The sequence below is a fragment of the Pseudolactococcus piscium genome, from assembly GCF_002441695.1.
Taxonomy (GTDB): domain Bacteria; phylum Bacillota; class Bacilli; order Lactobacillales; family Streptococcaceae; genus Pseudolactococcus; species Pseudolactococcus piscium.
In genome coordinates this window covers 1-4,328 of sequence record NZ_JXJW01000039.1, presented here as the reverse complement: position 1 = coordinate 4,328, position 4,328 = coordinate 1, and the positions used below count along the sequence as shown (strand labels likewise).

The 4,328-nt window shown below is 41.4% G+C and carries 5 protein-coding genes; all 5 read left to right on the top strand.

Annotated features, from left to right (window positions below; all coding sequences use genetic code 11):
* The coding region (essC, locus tag RU86_RS11440) for a type VII secretion protein EssC (RefSeq protein ID WP_096815411.1) at positions 1-2,680 on the top strand (2,680 nt) is incomplete at its 5' end.
* Between the two features lie 6 nt (positions 2,681-2,686).
* Positions 2,687-3,190 carry a DUF4176 domain-containing protein gene (locus RU86_RS11435; protein WP_143468130.1) on the top strand — a complete coding sequence of 168 codons (504 nt, stop codon included), beginning with the start codon at positions 2,687-2,689 and terminating at the stop codon, positions 3,188-3,190.
* Positions 3,174-3,455, top strand: a complete 282-nt coding sequence (locus RU86_RS11430; protein ID WP_096815409.1) for a hypothetical protein — start codon at positions 3,174-3,176, stop codon at positions 3,453-3,455. The genes RU86_RS11435 and RU86_RS11430 overlap by 17 nt, the downstream gene beginning before the upstream one ends.
* A 1-nt stretch (position 3,456) precedes the next feature.
* Positions 3,457-3,810: a hypothetical protein gene (locus RU86_RS11425; protein WP_096815408.1), complete on the top strand. Its 354-nt coding sequence runs from the start codon at positions 3,457-3,459 to the stop codon at positions 3,808-3,810.
* Positions 3,801-4,328, top strand: a 528-nt coding sequence (locus RU86_RS11420; protein WP_143468129.1) for a hypothetical protein, incomplete at its 3' end; no start/stop codon positions are given. The genes RU86_RS11425 and RU86_RS11420, both read left to right, overlap by 10 nt.

The following is a 4,328-nucleotide window of genomic DNA, read 5'->3' as shown; positions in this document are numbered from 1 at the left end:
AGTCAGCCTGATAAAACTGGCGAATCTGACTCATTTAGAAGTCGAAAAAAATGCAGTACCAGAAAGCTTGTCTTTGCTCGAGCAATATGAGGTAAAGACTGTTGAGGCGCTTGAGATTGGGCAGCGTTGGGAGACGGCACAACCGAATAAGTCGATTAAATCCTTGATTGGTTGGCGTGGGAAATCGGATGATGTTTATTGGGATTTACATGAAAGAGGGCATGGGCCACATGCTTTGGTCGGTGGGACGACTGGTTCAGGGAAATCAGAATTCTTGACGACCTATCTGATTGGGCTCGCGATTAACTTTTCACCAGAAGATATTGGGATGCTAATCATTGACTGGAAGGGTGGCGGGATTGCCAATACCTTGGATAAGTTACCGCATTTTATGGGTGCCATTACCAATCTAGATGGTGCGGGGACGGCTAGAGCCTTAGCCAGTATCAAGGCCGAATTAGACAAGCGCCAGCGTGAATTTGCCAGATATGGGGTGAATAGTATCAATGACTATATGTCCCTTTATAAGCAACGCCACGAGTCGAAACCAGATGTTAATTACCCGACGAAACCACTCCCACATCTTATCCTGGTATCAGATGAATTTGCGGAGTTGAAAGCAAATGTACCCGAATTCTTGGATGAGTTGACGTCTGTTGCACGGATTGGCAGAAGTTTAGGGGTCCACTTGATTCTTGCGACTCAAAAACCCAGTGGTGTGGTGAATGACCAAATTGAAGCCAACTCTAGATCAAAAATTGCCCTTAAGATGGCAGGCGTCCAGGATTCAAATGAATTGCTTAAAACACCTGATGCAGCCCATATCACTAATCCGGGTCGTGGGTACCTTAGAGTTGGCGAAAATGAGGTGTATGATTTATTTCAAAGTGGCTATGCAGGTGTGCCGTATGATCCTGAAGCGGAAAATGAGGAAAAAGTCGATGAGCGCATCTTTAGCATCAATGCCTTAGGCCAGTATGAGCTGATGTATGACCCAACTGAGGAAGTCGTGCAGGGTAAGGATACAAGTGACTTGCCTAGTCAGCTGGATGCAGTGATTGATGCGATTATACAGATTTTTGAGGATGCTAGCTACACACGGCCTGATCAGCCTTGGTTACCTAATCTAGCAGAAAACATCTCAACACCTCAGGTCAAGCTAGGTGTGCAACCGACACTTGCTGTACCGTTAGGGCTACTTGATGTACCTAGTGACCAAGCACAAGTTAATTATGATTTTGACTTGTTAAAACAAGGGAATACAGTTATTTTTGCAAGTAGTGGCTACGGTAAATCCACGCTACTTCAAACCTTGAGCTTAAACCTGGCTAAGGCTAACACACCAGAACAAGTGCACCTTAACTTACTAGACTTTGGTAATAATGGCTTATTGCCACTCAAAGATTTACCGCATGTAGCAGATATCGTCACACTGGAAGAAACTGAAAAACTGCAGAAAATGTTAGCAGGTATCGTCACAACTTTAGCTAGTCGTAAACGCGCCTTTAAAACTGCGGGTGTTGCCAGTTTAGCGCAGTATGAAGCTAAGACGCAGCTAAGTCTGCCTATCATCGTGAATCTCCTAGATAACTATGATGGTCTTAGCCTAGAGGACAGTCGTAAGCAGCAAATCGATAATTCCTTGTTACAAGTCTTACGTGAAGGCCCTAGTCTGGGTGTTTATCTAGTCTTAACAGCTAGCCGATTAGGTGCTGTTCGGGCAAATATGATGAGTGCCATCCCAACTAAGCTCGTCCTCTACCTGAATGATGCTGGTGAAGTGACGACAATCATGGGACGTGCCAGTGTTCAACAAGAGGCTAAAGCAGGTCGAGGTCAAGTCATGCTAGACGTACCAAGGGCTATCCAGTTCTACCTGCCAGTCGCAGGTGAGACGAGTACGACACTATTAGAAAATCTTGAGCAGGCAGTTTCGACCCTAAGTCAGAACTGGACAGGACCGCGACCAGCTAAGATTCCGATGGTACCTGAGGAGTTGACGGGTACACAATTTGATGCGCTACTAAGTGAAAAAGGGACAAACAAATTATATATCGGTTTAAACAAAGCCACGTCAGCTATAGAAAGTTTTGACTTATTTGTTGGTAACAGTATCGGCATTTTTCCGGCGAATAAGAAACAGCTTAGGATGTTTTCTCCCTTTTTAATAGAACAATTAGTTGATCAAGACTGTGAAGTGATTCTCATAGATGCCCTTAATGGGTTGAAAGATTTCTCAGATAAAGCGTCGCTTTACATTTCGAGAGATGATGTAACGAATCATTTAGTAGAGTTGAAAGAAACATTAGCGTTTTTAATGTCACAAAAAGACTCTGAAGCGAAGCAACTGATTATAGTTAACGGTATTGCAGATATTCTGGAGAAGAGTTTCTACCAACAAGCACAATTCATCTCTTTGATAGAGCAGAATACTAGCCAACGTCAACTGATTTTCATGGATTACCAAACGAGAGTCGGAGATAATTTTACTATGCCAACAGCTACTGTGAAGGAAAATATCACTCAGATATTATTTGGCGGAGAGTTAAGCAGTCAACATTTTATTGAAAACTTACCTATGTCGGTAAAAAATGAATCATATCAAAGAAATATTTTACATAGTATAAATGATGAAGAACTCTATCATATTGTGGTGCCAATAATACAAGAAAGGTTGTGATTGAAAATGACAGATAAACAGTTGGCATTTCTTGGCCTAGGAACAATAGTTGAAGTAGACGATATGGATGCTTTAGAGCATACAAAATATGTTGTGGTTGCACGTGCAATCGGACAAGACTCAAATGGAGAAACGATTCTTCGCTATATGCTTGCTCCCCATCCTTATGGTCATGTTCCTGATCAAAAAGAGAATATTTTGAGAATCACTGCATCACAAATTACGAAAATTATTCACGAAGGGTATACCGATGAATTGGATACAAAACTACTTGATGATCTAGAAGATGTGATGAGGGGAACTTTGACACAAGTGGTATCAGGTACTAAAGCAGAAGTAGATGAAAAAAGTGATTCTGATGAAAAAGTGAAACAAGTAACGCCTCTTGTAGGACAAGAACCCAAACTTGCAGCAGCTCAAAAGTTAGAAGAAGAAAACATATTAAAAAGGGATCCATTTTATAAATTTAGGAAGATGAAGGAGGAAAAAGTAAATGGCAGGACGGATTAAATCAGACATCGGAACAGCAAATGATGCGGTATCTAAATATGGTAACTTAGTAGGTCCCAGCACTAAAACAAGTGCTTTAGGTGAAAGTAATCTTTCGGGCATGAAAAGTGCTGTTACGGTATCCAATAAAATCGTTAGTGATGTCAGCTCATTACAATCCAGTATCAAAAAACAAGCAGGGAAATTTCCTAAACTGGCTTCTGCAATTGAACAACGTGACAAACAAGATGCGACTGCATTGTTAGACAATGCGTGGGGGTGGTAGTATGAAAGATAAAAATGCAGATAAACGCTATGCCTATGACCTAAAAATTAGTGATGAGGAACGTAAAATTGAGGAATTATACGCTCAAGAAGGTCAACTCAAGCAATCGCTTGAAGCCTTTCAATACGAGATCACAAGCAGTTTTCAAACATTAAAGGTGATTGAGGATGAATTAAATTACAGAAATCATGGCAGCAGTAGTTTTAGTGAGACGCAAGAGAAGCAAAAATACCTTGACCGAATGATTGCGAATCAGCAAGCCTCACAAGATTTGCAGTTCAAACGTATCCATCAAAAACGAGAAGAACAACGTGAAACGCTAATCAGAGAAAGGAGTAGTCTATCATGGGATTAATTTATAATCCAAGTGAATCAAGAGAATTGATGTCAAATTTCCAATCAAATATCAACACTTGTGAGCAAATCGTGGCTGACTTGAAAGCGGGTAATCGCCAGCTGATTCGTGTTTTGAATAGTCATCAGTTATCAGGTTCAGCTTTTACTGCTGGGCAAGGGTTGTTTACGCAGTTAGTCATCCCAACCGTTTCAAAGGCCGATACGGTTATTCAAAAGTTAAATAGCAAACTGCAACAGTATGGTCAGTACACAGGCGCTGCGGGTAGTGAAATTCTTGACGAAGATAAGCTCAATCAACAGCTAGAGGCATTACGCCGTCAGCAAGCAACACTAGGTTCTCAGATTCACATTTATCAGAATCAAGCAAGAAGTAGCGAGGAAGCAGAAATCACAGCCATGTGCTACAGCTATGCAAGGTCACTCTCAAATTTTATGGGTACCATTCAAGAAGATATTCGACAAGTCGAGGAAAAGCTCAAAAAGTTGCATGAATTAGATATGAAGCTAGCCCCTTTG